Origin of the sequence: Microbacterium sp. ZW T5_45 (assembly GCF_044987415.1) — a bacterium.
In the GTDB taxonomy this organism is placed as follows: Bacteria; Actinomycetota; Actinomycetes; order Actinomycetales; family Microbacteriaceae; genus Microbacterium.
This window is the reverse complement of sequence record NZ_JBJDRJ010000087.1, coordinates 1-680: the sequence shown is the minus strand read 5'-3', so window position 1 is coordinate 680 and position 680 is coordinate 1. Positions and strand designations below refer to the sequence as shown.

The following is a 680-nucleotide window of genomic DNA, read 5'->3' as shown; positions in this document are numbered from 1 at the left end:
GCCCGAGGCCGCGTTCCTTCGCGCGGTCGCGGGCGCGTTTGTCTTCGATGTCGCAGATCGCGAGCCAGAGCAGCTTCACGGCGGCGTGATCGTTGGGGAAGTGGCCGCGGTTCTTGATGATCTTCCGCAGCTGGAAGTTCAGCGACTCGATCGCGTTCGTCGTGTAGATCACCCGCCTCAACTCCGGCGGGAACGCGAGGAAGGGTGTGAACCGCTCCCAGGCGTCTTCGAACACCTGCGCTGACCTCGGGTTCGCCTGCCCCAACGGCGAGGCTGTGAACGCGTCCAGAGCCGCCAGTGCGGCGTCCGCGGTCGGGGCCTGGTAGATCGGCTTCAACGCGGCCGCGACGGCCTTGCGCTGTCCGTAGGCGACGAAACGCATCGCGTTGCGGATCAGGTGGACCACGCAGGTCTGGACCATTGATTCCGGCCAGGTTGCCTCGATCGCTTCGGGGAACCCGGTCAGCCCGTCGACGCAGACGATGAGGACATCGCGGACGCCCCTGTTGGCGAGCTCGGCGCAGACCGACGCCCAGAACTTCGCCCCCTCGGTCTGCTGGATCCAGATCCCGAGGACGTGCTTGATGCCGTCCATGTCGACGCCGACAGCGATGTGCGCGGCCTTGTTGCGGACATGCCCACCATCTCGGACCTTCACCACCAGGGCGTCGAGGTAGATC

General features: G+C 66.2%; 1 protein-coding gene. It reads right to left on the bottom strand.

Annotated elements, in window-relative coordinates; translation table 11 throughout:
• Positions 1-680, bottom strand: a 680-nt coding sequence (locus tag ACI3KS_RS19620; RefSeq protein ID WP_404920218.1) for an IS256 family transposase, incomplete at both ends; no start/stop codon positions are given.